The sequence below is a fragment of the Rhodococcus sp. 2H158 genome, from assembly GCF_053764755.1.
In genome coordinates this window covers 84,879-102,089 of record NZ_JBSNCE010000019.1, presented here as the reverse complement: position 1 = coordinate 102,089, position 17,211 = coordinate 84,879, and the positions used below count along the sequence as shown (strand labels likewise).

At 70.4% G+C, this 17,211-nt stretch carries 16 protein-coding genes; 4 read left to right on the top strand and 12 right to left on the bottom strand.

Translation table 11 applies throughout. From position 1 onward, the window contains the following. Nucleotides 1-447 precede the first annotated feature (447 nt). The 12 genes from ACWPOB_RS19225 to pcaH form a co-directional block, all read right to left on the bottom strand. Complete coding sequence (locus tag ACWPOB_RS19225) at nt 448-2,109, bottom strand: cation:proton antiporter (RefSeq protein ID WP_455401803.1); 1,662 nt, start codon at nt 2,107-2,109, stop codon at nt 448-450. A 7-nt stretch (nt 2,110-2,116) separates the two neighbouring features. After that, nucleotides 2,117-4,867 carry a cation-transporting P-type ATPase gene (locus ACWPOB_RS19220; protein WP_455401817.1) on the bottom strand — a complete coding sequence of 917 codons (2,751 nt, stop codon included), beginning with the start codon at nt 4,865-4,867 and terminating at the stop codon, nt 2,117-2,119. A gap of 55 nt (nt 4,868-4,922) precedes the next feature. Beyond that, nucleotides 4,923-5,990, bottom strand: coding sequence for a potassium channel family protein (locus ACWPOB_RS19215; RefSeq protein ID WP_455401802.1), 1,068 nt, complete (start codon nt 5,988-5,990; stop codon nt 4,923-4,925). A 216-nt stretch (nt 5,991-6,206) separates the two neighbouring features. After that, on the bottom strand, nt 6,207-6,986 hold the full coding sequence (locus ACWPOB_RS19210; protein ID WP_455401801.1) for an ABC transporter permease: 780 nt from the start codon (nt 6,984-6,986) through the stop codon (nt 6,207-6,209). Continuing rightward, nucleotides 6,983-7,717 (bottom strand): ABC transporter ATP-binding protein, encoded by a 735-nt coding sequence (locus tag ACWPOB_RS19205; RefSeq protein ID WP_455401800.1) that lies wholly within the window; start codon nt 7,715-7,717, stop codon nt 6,983-6,985. The genes ACWPOB_RS19210 and ACWPOB_RS19205 overlap by 4 nt, the downstream gene beginning before the upstream one ends. Next, a complete protein-coding gene (locus ACWPOB_RS19200; RefSeq protein ID WP_455401799.1) occupies nt 7,714-8,292 on the bottom strand; it encodes a TetR family transcriptional regulator in 579 nt (192 codons plus the stop codon). The genes ACWPOB_RS19205 and ACWPOB_RS19200 overlap by 4 nt, the downstream gene beginning before the upstream one ends. Before the next feature lie 74 nt (nt 8,293-8,366). Further along, entirely contained in the window at nt 8,367-9,968 is a 1,602-nt protein-coding gene (locus tag ACWPOB_RS19195) for an ABC transporter permease (protein WP_455401798.1), read from the bottom strand. After that, nucleotides 9,965-10,879 (bottom strand): ABC transporter ATP-binding protein, encoded by a 915-nt coding sequence (locus tag ACWPOB_RS19190; RefSeq protein WP_455401797.1) that lies wholly within the window; start codon nt 10,877-10,879, stop codon nt 9,965-9,967. The genes ACWPOB_RS19195 and ACWPOB_RS19190 overlap by 4 nt, the downstream gene beginning before the upstream one ends. 29 nt (nt 10,880-10,908) lie before the next feature. Continuing rightward, nucleotides 10,909-11,613, bottom strand: a complete 705-nt coding sequence (locus ACWPOB_RS19185; protein WP_455401796.1) for a TetR family transcriptional regulator — start codon at nt 11,611-11,613, stop codon at nt 10,909-10,911. A 65-nt stretch (nt 11,614-11,678) separates the two neighbouring features. After that, complete coding sequence (locus ACWPOB_RS19180) at nt 11,679-12,917, bottom strand: cation:proton antiporter (protein ID WP_455401816.1); 1,239 nt, start codon at nt 12,915-12,917, stop codon at nt 11,679-11,681. A 109-nt stretch (nt 12,918-13,026) separates the two neighbouring features. Then, nucleotides 13,027-13,692, bottom strand: a complete 666-nt coding sequence (gene pcaG / locus ACWPOB_RS19175; protein WP_455401795.1) for a protocatechuate 3,4-dioxygenase subunit alpha — start codon at nt 13,690-13,692, stop codon at nt 13,027-13,029. Next, the gene (gene pcaH, locus ACWPOB_RS19170; RefSeq protein ID WP_455401794.1) at nt 13,689-14,441 is read right to left on the bottom strand and encodes a protocatechuate 3,4-dioxygenase subunit beta; all 753 of its coding nucleotides are present in this window, start codon (nt 14,439-14,441) and stop codon (nt 13,689-13,691) included. The genes pcaG and pcaH overlap by 4 nt, the downstream gene beginning before the upstream one ends. Before the next feature lie 114 nt (nt 14,442-14,555). Here pcaH and ACWPOB_RS19165 point away from each other — a divergent pair, with 114 nt between their 5' ends. The 4 genes from ACWPOB_RS19165 to ACWPOB_RS19150 are packed head-to-tail and all read left to right on the top strand — an operon-like array spanning nt 14,556 to nt 17,200. After that, the gene (locus ACWPOB_RS19165) at nt 14,556-15,503 is read left to right on the top strand and encodes a LysR substrate-binding domain-containing protein (protein ID WP_455401793.1); all 948 of its coding nucleotides are present in this window, start codon (nt 14,556-14,558) and stop codon (nt 15,501-15,503) included. Nucleotides 15,504-15,522: 19 nt separating this feature from the next. Then, nucleotides 15,523-15,960 (top strand): OsmC family protein, encoded by a 438-nt coding sequence (locus tag ACWPOB_RS19160; RefSeq protein WP_100057865.1) that lies wholly within the window; start codon nt 15,523-15,525, stop codon nt 15,958-15,960. A gap of 26 nt (nt 15,961-15,986) precedes the next feature. Then, nucleotides 15,987-16,913 (top strand): SMP-30/gluconolactonase/LRE family protein, encoded by a 927-nt coding sequence (locus tag ACWPOB_RS19155; protein WP_455401792.1) that lies wholly within the window; start codon nt 15,987-15,989, stop codon nt 16,911-16,913. Next, the gene (locus tag ACWPOB_RS19150; protein WP_100058818.1) at nt 16,910-17,200 is read left to right on the top strand and encodes an acylphosphatase; all 291 of its coding nucleotides are present in this window, start codon (nt 16,910-16,912) and stop codon (nt 17,198-17,200) included. The genes ACWPOB_RS19155 and ACWPOB_RS19150 overlap by 4 nt, the downstream gene beginning before the upstream one ends. The last annotated feature ends 11 nt before the right edge of the window (nt 17,201-17,211 follow it).

Genomic DNA, 17,211 nt, shown 5'->3' with positions numbered 1-17,211 from the left:
GGGTGTCTTCCCGACCCAGCAGTAGGGCACCGCGGAGACCAGTTCCTCACGGCTCGGGGATCGGCTTACGCGATAGCGGCCGGGCTGAGGATTCCGACAAGGTCGTGAGAATCAGGCACTGACACGACGTTGAGAACCCGCAGCTCGGAAGCACCAATAAGTGACACCGAGCAGTGGAATCTACATGAGGGCCCTGCCGTCATCCGGCCCGCGGCCCGCGCGTCGTTCGGCCGGAGCCGCGCCCCACAGCCGCCCTCCGCCCTCCGTCAGGCGGCCGCCCGACACGGTGGTCGCCGGGTACACCCGTTCGGCGAGGTCCGTCTTGCCCCGATGCAGGCGATGCACGTCCTCGACGGCGCACCCGCCGCCGCGCAGCGGCGCTCCGGGTGGTCACCGGAACGCGCAAGGTGCCGGTGAGATCCGGCCGCGATGAGCGACCCGTGCTTGTCAACCGTCCGGCTGCTCGTGGTCGGTGATACCGACAAGCCGGTCCAGTGTGTCGGTCGTGGTGGTGGCCGCCAGCGCGAACGGGTCGAGAACAAGGTCGGCGCCGGCGGTGAGGAGCCGTTCGGAGTCGTGGCTGCCGTGGGCGGTGACGGCGACCTTGCCGTGGAACCCGTGGTGACGCAGTCCGTGCAACAGCGCCAGAGTCGTGTCCGGGACAGGGATCGTGCTGATCACGTACCGCACCGTCGACAGTGGGAGGGTTTCGAGGAAGTGGGCGTCCTCGGCACTGCCGTAGACGGCCGTGATGCCGGGGCGACGGTTCGTCGACACGCGGTGCGGGTCGAAGTCCACCGCGAGCACGCGGTGACCGGTCTCGCTCAGCCGGTCGGCGAGGTGCCCACCGAAGCGGCCCAGACCGTAGATGATGCCGTCGACGTCGGCGTCGGGCCCGCCGAGGTCGACACGGCGGACGTCGGAACGCTCGAAGACGCGCAGGCCGCCCTTGATGCGCTCGTAGATCCGGTGCGAATACAGGATCAGGTAGGTGGACCCGCCGATCGTGACCACGCCGACGACGGTGATCAGGCTGACCGTTGCGTTGGTGATGTGCCCCAGGCTCAGCCCGAGCGCCGCCAGGATCAGGGAGAACTCGGAGATCTGCGCCACCGTGAGGCCGGCGAGGAAGCCCACCCGGACCGGATACCGCATGAAGGCCATGATCGCCACGACGATCAACGGGTTGCCCACCAGCACGAAGACCGAGAACACGATTGCCGGCACGATCTGTTGCCCGGCGTCCGTGAAGTCGAGCCGGGCGCCCAGATCGAGGAAGAAGAACAGCAGCAGGAAGTCCCGCAGGCTCACCATGCGGGCACCGAGGGCGTCGCGGTACGGCGTGCTCGCCAGCGACACACCGGCGAGGAAAGCGCCCACCTCCGAACTGAATCCCAGCCACTCGCTGAAGGCAGCTACCGAGACCGCGTAGGCGACACCGAAGAGCACCAGTAGTTCCTGGGAACGCGCGACGTGGCCGAGCAGCCACGGCAGGACATAGCGCATCAGCACGACGATGCCGGCGAGCAACCCGAGGCCCTTGACGAGCACGAGTGCAACCCCGACGGTCACGTGGCCGTCCGTCGGCTGCCCGAAGGCGGTGAGCGCGATCATCACCAGCACGACCACAATGTCCTGAACGATGAGGAAACCCACGGCGATGCGGCCGTGCAGCTGCTCGAGTTCGCGCTTGTCCGACAGCAGTTTGACGATGATGATCGTCGACGAGAAGGTGAGTGCGACGGCTACGTACATCGCCGATACCGAATCCATGCCGAGCGCCAGTGCGATGAGGTAACCGACCACCGACGTGAACAGGACCTGCCCGAGTCCGGTGGCGAGCGCGACGGGACCGGTGGTGCGAACGAGGTGCAGGTCGAGCTTGAGTCCCACCAGGAACAGCAGGATCGCGATTCCCATCCGGGCCAGCAGCTCGACGGTACTGTCCGCGACGACCCACCCCGTGCCGGTCGGACCTACGAGGATGCCGACGCCGATGAACGCGACGATCATCGGCTGCCGCAGCCGGGTCGCGAGCAAACCTGCCAGCGCAGCGAGGGCGAGAATCGCGGCGAGGAGCGGGAAGGAGTGCAATTCCACGGGGGTCACCTACTCACTATTCGTCCGGTGCGGCGAGGGACCCGGCCGCCGGCGAGGTCCCTCGTGTGGCCCGGGCGCGCAGGAACTTGTCGACGGCGACGACGAGCACCGCGAACGTGGCGAGGCCGACGATGCGCAACCATGCGCCGGCGTCGATCGGAGCGGTCTGGAAGAGGGTGTTCATGGCGGGCACGTAGGTGATGGCCAGCTGCGCGACCGTCTGGACGAGCACCCCGACGAGGATCCACCGGTTGCCGAAGAACCCGATCCGCCACACCGACGCCGTGAGCGAGCGGCAGCTGAAGAGGTAGAACAACTCCACCGCGACAACGAGATTGACGGCCGAGGTTCGTGCCTCGGCGAGGTCGGCACCGATACCGAGCTCCCACTCGAACAGCCACCACGCGCCGCCCACGATGAGGCCGGACACCAGCAGGATCCGGGTGACGAGCGCGCCGGTCAGCAGCGGCCGCGTGGGATCCCGTGGGGGCCGGGTCATCGTGTCGGGTTCCTTCGGCTCGAACGCCAGCATGAGACCCAGTGCGACGGCGGTGGTCATGTTGATCCACAGGATCTGGGTGGGCAGGATCGGCAGGGTCGTCCCGAAGACGATGGCGGCGAGGATGACCAGGCCCTGACCGAGGCTGGTGGGAAGCACCCACACGATGAACTTCGTGAGGTTGTCGAAGACGCCGCGGCCCTCCTCCACGGCGGCCTCGATGGTGGCGAAGTCGTCGTCGGTGAGCACCATGTCGGCGGCCTCCTTGGCCACTTCCGTTCCGCCGTGGCCCATGGCCACCCCGATGTCGGCCTGCCGCAGGGCGGGAGCGTCGTTGACGCCGTCGCCCGTCATGGCGACGACGTGGCCACGTTCCTGCAGGGCCCCGACCAACCGGAGCTTCTGTTCGGGGGAGACCCGTGCGAACACCCGGGCTCGGTCGACCGCGTCCGCGAGTTCCTCGGCCGGGATCACGTCGAGATCCTGCCCGGTGAGCACGAGTCCGTCGTCGGCCTCGCCGATCAACCCGAGCTGCCGGGCGATCGCCGCTGCGGTGGCCGCATGGTCGCCGGTGATCATCTTGACCGCGATGCCGGCGACGTGGCACGCACGTACGGCGTCCACGGCGGCCTGCCGGGGCGGATCGAGCATCGCGTGCAGGCCGGCGAACACCATCTCGCCGGAGACCACCGACAGGTCGAACTCCGCCTTCTCATCAATCGTGCGGACGGCCGTAGCCAGCACACGCAGCCCTTGCCGCGCCAGGTCCTCGGCGGCCCGGTGGACCGAGTCCCGGTCCAGGGGAAGGAGGCTGCCGTCGGAACCCATGCCGTAGCGGCAACGTTCGAGGATCCGCTCGACGGCACCCTTGGCAAGCACGACCCGCTCACCCGTGCGGGGCTCGACGTGCAGCGTCGCCATGAACTGGCGTTCGGAACTGAAGGGGATGGTGCCCATGCGGGGATGCCCGGCGCGGACGTCCTCGGGTGCTAGGCCGGCCTTGCCCGCGACGACGAGCATCGCGGCCTCGGTGGGATCACCGACGACGGACCACCGCCCCTCCCGCCGGTCGAGGTGTGCGTCGTTGCATCCGGCACCCGCCACGATCGTCCACCGCAGGGCCTCGTCCGAATCGGGCGCGGCCACGGCGCCGGCGGAATCGTGGACCACGCCCTCGGACGCGTATCCCGAACCGGTCACGGAATACAGGGAGTGCACCGTCCACAGGTGGCGCACCGTCATCTGGTTCGCGGTGAGTGTTCCGGTCTTGTCCGAACAGATGACGGTCGTGCTGCCGAGCGTCTCGACGGCGGGCAGCCGGCGGATCACCGCCCGGCGCCGGGCCATCCGGGCCACACCGATGGCCATCGTGATGGTGACGACCGCGGGAAGCCCTTCCGGGATCGCGCCGACCGCAAGCGCCACCGCGGCGGTGAACGTTTCCGGCGCGTCCTGACCGCGGACGAGACCGATCGCGAAGGTCGCCGCCGCCAGCACGACGATCGCCACGGTCAGAACCCTGCTGAACGAGGCCAGTTTGGCGGTGAGCGGCGTGGCCAGCACGTCCGCGGCCCCGACGAGGCGATGGATCTCCCCGAGTTCGGTCCGGTCGCCGGTCGCAACGGTGACCCCGGCGCCCGCCCCGGCCGTCACCAACGTGCCCGAGTGCACCATGTTGCGGCGATCCGCCACCGGCGTGGCAGGCGGCAGTACCACCTCGTCCTTGGCGACCGGAACAGACTCCCCGGTCAGTGCGGACTCGTCGATCTGCAGTTCGGCGACGCGGATCAGGCGCAGGTCCGCGGGAACCTTGTCGCCGGCCTCGAGGACGACGAGATCGCCGGGTACGAGGTCGTCCGACGGCAGGGTCTGCTGGCGGCCGCCACGGATCACGCGCGTCTGTGTGCGCACCATGGACCGGAGTGCGTCGAGCGCCGCTTCGGCCTTGGACTCCTGGACGAAGCCGACGGTGGCGTTGACCAGTACGACCGCGAGGATGACGGCCGAGTCGACGTATTCGTCCAGCCACAGCGTGATCGCCGCTGCGGACAGCAGCACATAGATGAGGGGATTGTGGAACTGGCGCAGAATCCGCCGCAGCAACCCGTGGCCCGAGGCCGCCAGCAGCACGTTGGGCCCGAATCGTTCCAGCCTGCGGGTGGCCTCGTCCACGTCGAGGCCGCGATGCGGATCGGTCTCGTGCAGGAGTACGACCTCGTGGACCGACAGGTCGTGGTGCGTATTGACGAGCGACGGATCGACGGGCAGGACCATGATGCGACCTCCGGCATCGGTTGCGGGCGCGACGGGAGCAGGAACGGGATCAGTCCGGCACGCGCCGGATGCAGAGCAGTCGGTCGTCGGCTCCGATGGTGGCGGCCTCCGGCGATCCGACGTGCAGCCGCCGGCCGTCACGGACGATCCCGAGCACGATGTCGGTCAGGTGGCGGGGGGATTCGCCGATCTCGGCGGCCTCGGCCGCCCGTTCGGTGATGGCGAACCCGGCCTCTGGGGTGAGCAGGTCTTCGACCATCTGCACCACGCCGGGTGTGGCCGTCGCGACGCCCAGCAGCCGGCCGGCGGTTTCGGAGGAGACGACCACGGTGTCGGCCCCGGACCGGCGGAGGACGTGGGTGTTCTCGGACTCGCGGACGGCGGCGACGATCCTTGCAGCGGGCGCGAGTTCGCGGGCGGTGAGGGTGACGAGCACTGCGGTGTCGTCGCGATTGGCGGCGACGACGATAGAGGTGCAGTGCGGAACCCCGGCCAGGCGCAGCACGTCCGATCTCGTGGCCGAGCCCTGCACCGTAACCAGACCCTGTCCGGCGGCGACCTCGAGCATCAGCGGGTCGGTGTCGACGACCACGATCTCGGACGGCGGGAGGCCGTCCCCGAGCATCGCGTCCACTGCGGCACGGCCCTTGGTGCCGTAACCCACGACGACCGTGTGGTTGCGCGCCCGGCGTCGCCACTGCTGGATACGGAACGCCTGCCGCGAGCTCTCGGTCAGAGCCGAGAGCGTGGTGCCGACCAGGACGATGAGGAAGAAGATCCGTAGCGGAGTGATGATCAGGATGTTGACCAGGCGAGCCTGTTCGGTGATCGGAGCGATGTCGCCGTAGCCGGTGGTCGACAGCGACACCGTCGCGTAGTAGATGCAGTCCAGCAGGGACAGCTCGTCGTCCTGGCTGTCGGTGTAGCCGTCGCGGTCCAGGTAGACGACGAGCACCACCAGGGCCAGGGCGATCAGGGCGTAGCCGATCCGGCGGACGATGGCCCGGCCGGGACTGGTCTGCAACTGCGGGACCCGCAGGACGCCCACCAGCGCGAAGCCCGGGCGTTCGGTGAGCACGTCGGCGCCCGTCAATCGAGCACGCCACCTAGCCGGCATCGTGAAACCTGTGCATGCGTGGCCGCGCGGTGTTCGATGTGCTCATCCGCCGAGTCCCCGGCCCGGAACCCCGACCTGCGAACGTCCCCTGGTCCACGGTGCCTCCCTGGTCGTGAAATGCGAACGTCACTCGCCGACCAGACTTCCCGGCACTCCGGGCATCACCCTATCGTGCGGGTGGTCCGGATCGAAGGGACTTCGGTCCCTTCGGGAGTCCTAGTGCACGAGGGTGAGCCGCCGCCACGACCACAGCGTCAGGCCCGACGAGACGGCAGGAACGACGAGGGCGAGCGCGAGTTGCGGACCGGTGACGGAACCGGCCTGCGGTCCCGCCGCCCACAGGCCCGGAGCCGAGAACGGGAACCAGCCGCCCGCTCCCGCCATGACCGCCATCTGGGCGACGACCACCACGGCGATGATCGTCCCGACCGCGGGCAGGTATCCCCGGGCCACGGTGGCAACCCAGGCGCAGGGGAATGCGAGCCCTGCGGTGAGCAGGGCGACGGCGAGGAATCTGCCCACGAGCGCAGGCGTCCCCGGGGCGAGGGGATCGTCGTCGACGAGCGTTCCCGCCACCACTACCAGTGCCGCGCCCAGTGCGAGGCTGGTGGCGACCGCCCACGACAGCAGGATCAGCAGCTTTGCGGCGGCAACGGCCGGGCGGGAGACCGGCGCGGCCCACAGACCGCTGATCGTTCCGTCGGTGAACTCGCGGCCGAAGACCCAGCCGATGACCACACCGAATCCGAGAAGTCCCCCCACCGAGACGATGGTGTCGGCTGCGGCGAACAGGCCCGCTCGGCCGCCGTCGCCGACGATGGTCTGCGCCTTACCCGCCATCACCGCGTTGGCGCCGCGCACGGACTGCAGGGTCAGCACGCACATGGCCACCACCCCCGTCGTGAGAAAGGCGGTGGTGACCCATACGGGGCGCGCCCGCCGGAACTTGGCCCACTCGACCGCCAGCGCGGCCCGGATCTGCTCGGATGTGGTCATCGTCGCGCCTCGCTGTCGCGGTACACCAGGTCGAAGAACTGCCGCTCGAGATCGATTCCGTCCGGATCGAGGGAGCCGACGACGCGTCCCTCGTTGACGGCTGTGATGCGGTCGGCCACGCGGGCGACCTCGTCGAGATGGTGGCTGGACACCAGCGTCGCCGCGCCGCGCTCCCGGCTGCGCTGCAGCAGGGTGCGCAGCAGCATGATCCCGGCCGGATCGAGCGCATTGGTCGGCTCGTCCAGGATCAGCACATCCGGGTCCGCGATCAGCGCCGCGGCCAGACCCAGCCGCTGCCGGTTGCCGAGGGAGAGCTTCCGTGCGCTGGTCCGCGCCCACCGGGACAGGACCAGTTCCTCGAGCCACCGGTCGGCCGCGGCCGTGGCGCCCGCCGCGGACAGGCCGGCGAGGCGGCCCGCGATGCGCAGGTTCTGCGCGACGGTCAGTTCGGGATAGGCCAGCGGTGTTTCGACAAGGTGCCCGACTCCCGTCCAGTGCCGCGCCGGCATGGTCGACGGCGGCAGGCCCCGGACGCGCACGATTCCGTCGTCGGGCTCGATCATGCCGAGGAACAGACGCATCAACGTCGTCTTCCCCGCCCCGTTGAGGCCCACGAACGCGTGCACCTCGCCCGCCCGCACCTCGGTGGTGACGTCCTCGAGTACCGGCGCGGAGCCGTAGCGTTTGCTCACGTTCCGGCACTCGAGCACGACCTCGCCGACCTCGGTCATGGCACCTCCCGTGGCTGCCGTGAGGGACTGGCCTCCGGTGCGAGCTGGTGCAGGGCCGACGCAATCCGGTTGCCGAGAGCCTCGTCGCCGGTCTCTGCCCAGTCCGTCAGCGCCGCCATGAGTGCGCCCATGCAGGCCCCGGCCGCCACTGCGGCCTCGAGTCGTCGTGTCCCCGGTTCGGCGAGCGCGGCCGCGACGGCCTCCTGGGTGCGCAGCGTGTTCTCCCACATCCGCGCGCGCAGCCGCGGATGCGCCGCGACGATCCGCAGGCGAGTGCGCACGTCCCCGAGGTCCGTCTCGGGAATCAGCGCCCAGGCGTCGAGGATCCCCCGGCACGCCCGTTCCAGCGGGCTCCGGTCCGCCGGCTGCGCGGCCACGGCCTCCGCAATGACAGGGTCGTAGGGATCATCAAGCAGGACAGCGTCTTTGGAGGGAAAATAGCGGAAGAACGTCATGTGCGACACCCCGGCGGCGGAGGCGATCCGGTCGACGGTGACGGCGTCGTAGCCGTCCTCGGTGAACAGCCGCACCGCCGTCGCCTGGATGCGCTGCCGGGTCCGCTCGGACTTGGACACCCCGTAATGTTAGCCACTAACAGTACGGGCGATCAAGGGGTGTGCCGCCGCTGCCCGGGCCACCCGGCGGGTTCTCACGCACTCACGACGTCGCGCTTCCGGAACGCGGCCAGCCCTGCCGCCGTGACGAGCGCGGCGAGAACGACGAGAGCGACGAAGGAACCCGCGGCGAACGGTTCGAGCGGCATCTGCCGGACATGGTTCAGCGGGGAGAGGACGCCGGCGCTGTCGGGCAGATCGAGGATCGGTCCGAAACTGCCCACCAGGTAGCCGTAGACGACCAGTACCCAGACCAGATCGAAGGCGCGGGGGGCGAGACCGAACAGCGCCGCTCCGATCGCCGCGATGCCGAGCACGGCGGGAAGGTAACCGAGATGCGCCCATACCGATGCGGGCACCCGAGTCGGCTCCCCGGTGGACGCCGCGGCCCCGAGCCCGGTCCCAAGGCCGGCGAGGGCGAGGAGCGCCACCACGCCCAGGGCGGTCACGGACAGCCCCGCTGCCATCCATCCGGCACGGCTCGTAGCGGTCGCCAAAACGGGTTCGATCCGGCCCGACTGCTCCTCGCCCCGCAAGCGGCGGACGGACAGGATCGCGAAGCAGGAGGCGAGGAAGGCCATCGTGTATCCGGTCAGGCCCAGGAAGCCGTCGACGAGATTCGCGGCCGAACCACCCATGAGCACAAGAATGTCCTCGGGCAGGTTCGCAAAGCTCTCGGCGATCGAGCCGGTCAGGGAGCCGTAGAACAACCCCATCAGCGCCAGGCCCGCGCCCCACCCGGCGATGCTGCCGCGCTGCAGCCGTAGCGCCAGGGCGAACGGGTTCGCCAGCGCCGGCGCCGCCTCGGCCCGGCCCGGCCGCGGCGGCACCAGTCCGGCGCCGAGGTCGCGACGGTCCACGACGCGGTACGCGGCCGCCGCGGCGACCGCCGCGAACCCGAACGACAGGGCCAGCGGGCCCCATCGCGGATCGACGAATGCTCGCGTCTGCTGCGACCAGGCGATGGGGGACAGCCAGGACACCGCGCTGCCGTGCCGCTCCAGGACGTCGCCGACGCCCCGCACGACGAAGGCCGTTCCCAGCGCCGCTGCGGCCAGTCCTGTGGCGGTGCGCCCGTGTTCGCACACCTGGCACACCAGGGCGGTGAGCGCGGCGAAGAACAGCCCCAGCGCCGCGAACCCGGCGGCGAACAGCACCGCCCCGCCGGCGTCCACCCCGGCGGCCGTCATTGCCGCGCCGCCCGCCACGACGAGGGCGGCGTTCGCGACGACTGCGGTCGCCAGGGCCGCGGTCAGCGGGGCGCGCCGCCCCACCGCGCCCGCCAGGACGAGTTCGGTGCGACCGTTCTCCTCCTCGCCCCGCGTGTGCCGGACGACGAGGAGAATGTTCATGAACGCGGCGGCGACCAGCAGGTACAGCCCGTACTGGTTCGCGACGAACGCCTCGAGCGTGGGGTCGTCCATGCCGTAGCCGGGACCCGACATCATCACCCCTGCCGGGTTGTCGGCGAAACCGGCCACGCTGCGGAGGTCCTCGGCGGCCGGGTACGCCAGCTGCAGGGCCGCGACGAAGTACGCCGCCAGGGCCGAGATGCCGATCACCCACAGCGGCAGCTTGATCCGGTCCCGGCGCAGGTCGAAGCGGACCAGGGACGCGGTCCCGGCGAAGGTGTTCATCGCCCGCCGCCCACGCCGGCGACCTGTCGATCGCTGCCGTAGTGGCGCAGGAACAGCTCCTCGAGCGACGGCGGTGCGCTCTCGAGGCTGCGGACGCCGTACTCCGCGAGCCGGCGGACCACCTCGTCGAGGTGGCCGTTGTCGACCTCGAACACGGTGTGCCCGTGCTCGTTTCGCAGCGCGTGCACGCCCTCGGCCTGCGCCAGGCCGGACGCGTCGAGGTCGGTGCGGACCGTGATCGTCGACCGGGTGAGATGCCGCAGCTGGGCCAGTGACCCGGATTCCACGGTACGGCCGTCCCGGATGATGGTCACGGTGTCGCAGAGCTTTTCCACCTCGGCGAGGATGTGACTCGACAGCAACACCGACGAGCCACGCCGCTTCGCTTCGGCAACACAGTCCTGAAACACCCGTTCCATCAACGGGTCGAGGCCGGACGTCGGTTCGTCGAGGACGAGGAGATCCACGTCCGACGCGAGTGCGGAGATCAGCGCCACCTTCTGGCGGTTGCCCTTGGAATAGGCGCGGCACTTCTTGCGAGGGTCGAGTTCGAAGCGTTCGACCAGCTCGGTGCGACGTGCACGGTCGGCCCCTCCCCGCAGGCGGCACAGGAGGTCGATGGCCTCGCCGCCGGTGAGCGACGGCCACAGGTTGACGTCGCCCGGGACGTACGCGAGGTGCCGGTGCACTTCGACGGCGTCGCGCCACGGATCGAACCCGAGCACGGATGCGGAGCCGCCGTCGGCGCGCAGAAGCCCGAGCAGGATCCGGATGGTCGTGGACTTGCCGGCACCGTTGGGGCCGAGGAAGCCGGCCACTTCACCGCGGCCGACCTGCAGGCTGAGACCGTCCAGCGCGGTCGTGGCGCCGAACGTCTTGGTGAGGTCGTGGACCTCGACGATCGTGTTCATGACTGTGTCCTGGGTAGGCGGATTCCGGATCAGGAAGGGGGAGCGGTGGATTCGCCGCCCCCGGCGCCCGCCGGCGGGTCCGGGACGTACATCAGGTAGTCGTCGAGCAGCTTGCGGCTGGTGAGCAGACCCTCGGAATACAGTTCGAGGGCCGGTGCGGTGACGGTGTCGGTCAGGTGCCGGAAGAACCCGGTGAAGTCCCCACCCCGCAGGAGTTCCGGGTGCAGGGACATCTGCAGCAGCATCGACCCCACGCTCATGCCGGTGAGCAGGCGGGCCCGGGCGCGGCTGTCCCGGGACGGCCGGATCAGCCCGTTGTGTTCGCCCTCTGCGAGGTAGTCGACCACGTCGTCGACCAGGTGATCGAAGAACTCCGCCGCGCTTTCGCCGCCGGCCTGGAAGGTGCGGGCGACGTAGACGGCGAGCGGAGCGTACTGCTCGGCCCGGCCGAGTTGCGCCAGCCACGGACCGGAGTCGCCGGTGGCGAGGGTCGTCCGCTTGGAATCGCGGATCTGTCCCAGGACCCACTCGTCGCACGCACGTCGCAGGTCCTTCTTGGACCCGAAATGGTGCACGATCAGCGCCCCGCTCACCCCCGCGTCCGCGGCGATGGTCCGCAGGCTCGCGTCGAAGCCGTCGCGAGCGAAACGGAGGATCGCGGCCTCCCGGATGCGCGCGGCGGACGTGAGGTCCCGGCGATCGGCTGCCGAGAGACGACCCGGCGTTGAACTCATGATCAGCATATTAACCGCGTGTTCAATCCTCGGCAAGAGCCGGGAGGACCCCCCACCCGATGCGCCTACGGCGGACCCTTCACACGGGCGTTGTCGAGCATGCGCATCACCCTCGTCGCGCTCACCCCGTGCACGAGGACGGACAGGACGACGGTGAAGGCGACGGCGGCCCACAGCTCCTGCTCCTGCGCGATGTCGAGCTCCGCCGCCGCGTACGCGAGGTAGTAGACGGAGCCGATCCCGCGCACGCCGAAGAAGGCCGTGACGCGGCGTTCGCGGACATCCATCTCGTCACAGCCCAGGAGCGAGAGCCAGCCGACCACCGGCCGGATCACGAGGACCAGGGCGGCGCCGACGAGAACCGAACCCCACGACAACTCGGCGAGCAGACCGGTGGTGAGGCCCGCCCCCAGCAGGAGCAGGACCGCGAGCGTAAGGACGTGCTCGAGCTGCTCGATCAGGCTGTGCATCTCGGCGTGGTACTCGTGTGCGCGTTCGATGCGCCGCATGGCCACGGCACACACGAAGACGGCCAGGAAGCCGTAGCCGCCGACCAGTTCGGCGATTCCGTACACCGCGAACGTGGCGGCGAGCGCGACGATCGGTTCGCCTCGGTCGGCCAGCCGGACGTGCTCGACGGGGAAGTGGAACACCGCCCGCCCGACGAGATGGCCCGCCAGCCCTCCCACCACGGCGCCCAGGACGATCTTGCCGAGCAGCTCCCACAGGACCCAGGAGGCGATCCAGTCCTCGATCGGTCCCTTCGTGAACATGAACAGCGCGAGGTAGACGAACGGGAACGCCAGCGCATCGTTGAGGCCGGCCTCGGAGGTGAGCGCGAACCGCACTTCGTCGTCTTCGCGGTGGGAACCCTCCCCGGAAGTGGGGCCCTCGACCTGCACGTCGGACGCCAGGACGGGATCGGTGGGGGCGAGGGCGGCCCCGAGCAGTACGGCGGCCGCGGGGGTGAGGGCCGCGGCCCACCAGCCCAGCACCGCGACGGCCCCGATGCCGAGGGGCATCGCGATCAGCAGCAGCCGCCGGGTGGACTTCCACGACCGCCACCCGAGGGGACGGTCGATCGCGAGGCCCACGCCCATGAGCGCGACGATCACGCAGACCTCGCTGAGGTACTCCGCCACGGCCGGGTGCCCGTCGGGGGTGAGAGCTTCGGCGTTGTCGAACAGCAGCCCCAGCACCGCGCCGGCCACCAGCACGATCATAGGTGCCGAGATCGCCCGGTTGTGGAACAGCCGCGGCACGGTGACGGCGAAAAGCAGCGCGAGCCCGGCGGAAACGTAGATGATCGCGGTGTCCAGTGCCGTGGCCTTCGTTCGCTGCGACGTGGTCGGCGCAAGGATGCCCAGGCGACCGCCGTCCGAAACGCGCGCCCCCGCGCCACCCGGCTCCCGGTCAGATGTCGAAGAACACGGTCTCGATCCCGCCTTCCGGGGTGTCCTGCAGGCGCACGTCGAAGGTGTAGACCACCTGGCCGTCGCGTTCGGAACGCTTCGCGATCAGCGTGTCGCGGCGGACCTCCCACTCGATCCCGTTGAGTACGGGGTCGGCGGCGTTGGCGTCGGCCTCGTCGTCGAAGTAGACCCGGGTGTGCAGGCCGATGTTGATGCCCCGTGCGAACAGCACCATGAGGATGTGCGGGGCCTGGATCCCGCCGTCGTTCGCCGGCACCGGTCCCGGCTTGACCGTCTCGAAGGTGTAGACGCCGGTGTCGAAGTCGCCGCCCGTGCGGCCCCAGCCGCGGAAGGTCGGATCGATCTCCCTGTCCTGGGTGTGGCCGTCCTGGGTGTCGCCGGGGTGGGCGTACCTGCCCGCGGCGTTGGCCTGCCAGATCTCGATCAGCACGTCGCGCACGGGGGTGCCGGTGCCGTCGAAGACGCGGCCCTCGAGGGTGATGTGCTCGCCCTTCGTCTCCGGGGCGGTCAGCACGTTGCCGAAGTTGTTGTCGAAGATGTCGAACCCGGCCTGCTGCGGTGCGAGCCCGATGTGGACGTACGGGCCGCCGGTCTGCGAGGGGGTCTCCGGGCGGCGCTCGATCATGCTGTGCGGGGAAAGGCTCATCGGGGGGCTCCGGGGAGGTTGACGTTGTCGAAGAAGGTGGCGCGGCGGCCGCGCAGGGTGAGGTCGAAGCGGTAGGTACGCGCGTCGAACGGGGCGTTGTTGGCGGGATCCTCCTGCGCGATCAGGCTGCGCAGCTGGTCCAGCGTCGGGATGGTCTTCGCGATGGGGCAGCGCTCGATGAGCGGGTCGCCCTCGAAGTACATCTGGGTGATCAAGCGTTGCGCCCAGCCGGTGCCGTTGATCGAGAAGTGGATGTGGGCGGGCCGCCAGGCGTTGGTGCTGTTGGCCCACGGGTACGGCCCGGGCTTGATGGTGCGGAAGAAGTAGTAGCCGTTGTCGTCGGTGATCATGCGGCCGCAACCGCCGAAATTCGGGTCGATCGGCGCGAGGTAGCGGTCCTTCTTGTGGCGGTAGCGGCCGCCGGCGTTGGCCTGCCACGCCTCGACCAGGGCGCCCTTCACCGGGTTGCCGAACTCGTCGCGGACGTAGCCGTGCACGATCAGGCGCTCGCCGATCGGCAGGCCGTCCTTGGCGAAGTTGAGGATGAGGTCGTTGTCCTTCTCGCCCAGCTCGCGACGGTCGAAGACCGGTCCGGTCGTCTCCGAGAGCGTGTTGCGCGGCGCGATCAGGGCATTGCGCGGGGAGCGCAGCACCGACGTGCGGTATCCGGGGGTGAGGGCGGGCGGGTGCTGAGTGTGGTCGCGTTCGACGAATTCGCCGGACGCGGCGCCGGGGGCGGCGATGATCATGAGGCGGTACTCCTGGGGACTGTCGCACTGCGACGGACTGGATGTGATCCACGTTATGGGTGAGCAGGAGTCATGTAAATTGACGGTTTCGGGGGAATTTCATAACCTTCAGTGATGGAACACGGTTTCGTGCCCCCGGTCGACCGGGTGTCGCGACTCCTGGATCGCATCCGGTTGCGCCACCTCACGTGCTTCGTCGCCGTCGCCCAGGAGGGCAACCTCGGCCGGGCCGCCGGCCGGCTGCACCTGAGTCAGCCGGCGGTCACCAAGACCCTCAACGAACTCGAATCCCTGGCCGGGCTGCGCCTGGTGGACCGCGGGCGGCACGGGGCCCGGCTCACCCCCGCCGGCGAGGAGTTCCTGAGCCACGCCGTCGAGGTCACCGACGCGCTGGCGTCCGCCGCCCGTGCCCTCTCCGGGACCGGGCAGCCGGCCGTGGCCCCGGTGCGGGTCGGCGCCCTGCCCACCGTCGCGAGCACCTTGCTGCCCGGTGCGGTCACCCGGCTGCGGGACCGGCGTCCGCACGTCGGTGTGCAGATCCGCACGGCCCCGAACACCGCACTTCTGGGCGCGGTGCGCGCCGGCGAGCTCGACTTCGTCCTCGGCCGGATGGCCGACCCGGAGACCATGCAAGGGCTCTCGTTCGAACTGCTGTACGCCGAGTCGCTGGCCCTGATCGTGCGCCCGGGGCATCCGCTGGCCGGGGGTCCGGTGTCGGTGCCGGCGGTGCTGAACCATCCCCTCGTCGTCGCCACCGCCGGTACCGTGCCGCGGCACCACACCGAGGGCTTCCTCGCCCGGCACGGCCTGCGGCTGCCGTCCGGCAGCGTCGAGACCCTCGACGTCTCGGTTGCGCGCGGGCTGGTGCGCGCCGGCGACGCGGTGTGGCTGACACCCGAGCGGGTGCCGCAGGACGACCTCGACGACGGCACGCTCGTGCGGCTGCCGGTACCGACCCCGGGCACCGCCGAACCCGTCGGACTGCTGCGCCGCAGCAGCGCGGACACCCCCGTCGTCGCGGACGAGCTCATCGGGATCCTGCGCGAACTGGCCGTCGGGTGATCATGGCAGGATCTCCCGCATGGCTGAACAGACTTCCGACACGCCGACGACCGAACTGTGGGTCGAGCGCACCGGCACCCGCCGCTACACGGGCCGCAGCTCCCGAGGTGCCGAGGTCCTGATCGGGTCGGAGACCGTCGAGGGTGTCTTCACCCCCGGCGAGCTGTTGAAGATCGCGCTGGCGGCCTGTTCGGGGATGAGCTCGGACTTCCCGCTGTCGCGCCGGCTCGGCGACACCTACGACGTCACGATCCGTGTCTCCGGCGCCGCTGACCGGGAGAACGAGGTGTACCCGCACCTCGTCGAGGAGATGGCGCTGGACCTGAGCGAACTCGACGAGGAGGCGCAGCGGCGCCTCGTCGCGCTCGTCGAGCGATCCGTCGACAAGGTGTGCACCGTCGGCCGTACCCTCGAGGCCGGCACCGAGGTGACGCTGAAGATCGTTCCGGACGCGTGAGCGGCGGACCTCGGCAGGGAGGGCGGATGATTCGTACAGCGGCCGGACTCGCGCTCGCCGTCGGGTTCCTGGCGGGCGGGGCGCCGGCGACGGCCGCGCCCGCCCCGGCGGACTGCGCGCCGTGGCGGGTGGACGTCGTCGCGTCCGGGCTCGGCGTGCTCGAGAATCTCGCGTTCGACGGTCGCGGCCGGCTGCTGGCCTCGGCGTCCACCCCGGCCGGCGGCGGGTCGCTGCTGGCCCTCACGCCCGAGGGGCGGGCCGACACCGTGGTGGCCGAGGTCCCGGCGCCCGGCGGCATCGTCGTCGACGACGGCACGGCGTACTTCACGACCGGCAACGGCACCGTCTCCGGGCTGCTCGGCCGCACCGACGGCACCCTGGAGGCCGTCGATCTGGACACCGGGACGCGGCGCACCGTCGCGTCGGGTCTGACCATGCCCAACGGTCTCGTCCGCCTGCCCGACGGGGACTTCCTCGTCAGCCGGAACCTGGGCAGCCCCCCGGGCCTGACGCGCGTGCCGGTCGAGGGTGGGGCTCCGGAAACGATCCGCACCGACCTCGGCTCCGTCAACGGACTCGCCGTCGACGACGAAACCGTTTATGCGGCTACGACTTTCGATCCGACCACCCGGATTCACGCGTTGAATGCCGGCGACCTGTCCGGTCCGGTCCGGACCCTGGACCCGTCCGGGCCCGGGCCCCTCGAGACCGCCGACGATCTCGACGTCGGACCCGACGGGGCGTTGTACGTCCCGCTCAACGTCGCCGGGAAGATCCTGCGGGTCGACCCGGTCACCGGCGCCGGCTGCACGGTCGCCACGGGGGTGCCCTTCGTCTCCGCGGTCGCGTTCGGCGAGGGTCCCGGCTGGGACCCGGACGTCCTCTACACCACCGGCTTCGACGGCGCCGTCCACGCCGTCCGTCCGGTCCGCAGTTCGGGGGAGCAGCCGTGACGCAGTCGCCGCCGGACGCCGTCCGGCTCACCGCCTGGGTGCACGGGCGCGTGCAGGGTGTGGGGTTCCGCTGGTGGACGCGGTCGCGAGCCCTCGAACTCGGCCTCGTCGGTCACGCCACCAACCATCCCGACGGGCGCGTGCTCGTCATCGCCGAGGGCCCCCGCGACGCCCTCGAGCGCCTCCTCGCCGCGCTGCGCTCGGGCGAGACCCCGGGAGAGGTGCGGCTGGTGGTGGAGAGCTGGGAGCCGACGCGCGGTGACCTGACCGGCTTCGTCGAGCGGTGACGGCCCGCCGG

What these genes read in the sequence shown, in the direction of transcription:
- ACWPOB_RS19195 (WP_455401798.1), bottom strand. Translation starts at nt 9,968, where the DNA reads ATGAACACCTTCGCCGGGACCGCGTCCCTGGTCCGCTTCGACCTGCGC.
- ACWPOB_RS19160 (WP_100057865.1), top strand. Translation starts at nt 15,523, where the DNA reads ATGGCTGAACAGACTTCCGACACGCCGACGACCGAACTGTGGGTCGAG.
- ACWPOB_RS19190 (WP_455401797.1), bottom strand. Translation starts at nt 10,879, where the DNA reads ATGAACACGATCGTCGAGGTCCACGACCTCACCAAGACGTTCGGCGCC.
- pcaG (WP_455401795.1), bottom strand. Translation starts at nt 13,692, where the DNA reads ATGAGCCTTTCCCCGCACAGCATGATCGAGCGCCGCCCGGAGACCCCC.
- ACWPOB_RS19210 (WP_455401801.1), bottom strand. Translation starts at nt 6,986, where the DNA reads ATGACCACATCCGAGCAGATCCGGGCCGCGCTGGCGGTCGAGTGGGCC.
- ACWPOB_RS19205 (WP_455401800.1), bottom strand. Translation starts at nt 7,717, where the DNA reads ATGACCGAGGTCGGCGAGGTCGTGCTCGAGTGCCGGAACGTGAGCAAA.
- pcaH (WP_455401794.1), bottom strand. Translation starts at nt 14,441, where the DNA reads ATGATCATCGCCGCCCCCGGCGCCGCGTCCGGCGAATTCGTCGAACGC.
- ACWPOB_RS19165 (WP_455401793.1), top strand. Translation starts at nt 14,556, where the DNA reads ATGGAACACGGTTTCGTGCCCCCGGTCGACCGGGTGTCGCGACTCCTG.
- ACWPOB_RS19215 (WP_455401802.1), bottom strand. Translation starts at nt 5,990, where the DNA reads ATGCCGGCTAGGTGGCGTGCTCGATTGACGGGCGCCGACGTGCTCACC.
- ACWPOB_RS19185 (WP_455401796.1), bottom strand. Translation starts at nt 11,613, where the DNA reads ATGAGTTCAACGCCGGGTCGTCTCTCGGCAGCCGATCGCCGGGACCTC.
- ACWPOB_RS19155 (WP_455401792.1), top strand. Translation starts at nt 15,987, where the DNA reads ATGATTCGTACAGCGGCCGGACTCGCGCTCGCCGTCGGGTTCCTGGCG.